Genomic DNA, 219 nt, shown 5'->3' on the forward strand with positions numbered 1-219 from the left:
GATTCATTACAAATCAATTTGTAACTGTAAATCAAAAAGGTGGATCAGAAGCAAAACCAGAGGTTAAACCAGAAGCAAAACCAGAGGTTAAACCAGAAGCAAAACCAGAAGCAAAACCAGAAGCAAAACCAGAGGTTAAACCAGAAGCAAAACCAGAGGTTAAGCCAGAAGTGAAACCAGAGGTTAAACCAGAAGCAAAACCAGAGGTTAAACCAGAAG

1 protein-coding gene is annotated in these 219 nt (G+C 39.3%); it reads left to right on the forward strand.

Features of this window, described 5'->3' with window-relative positions; translation table 11 throughout:
* A partial coding sequence (locus MR107_RS31075) for a hypothetical protein (RefSeq protein WP_242293229.1) occupies window positions 1-219 on the forward strand: 219 nt, incomplete at both ends.

The sequence above is a fragment of the Bacillus cereus group sp. BfR-BA-01441 genome (genome assembly GCF_022663075.1).
Lineage (GTDB): Bacteria > Bacillota > Bacilli > Bacillales > Bacillaceae_G > Bacillus_A > Bacillus_A cereus.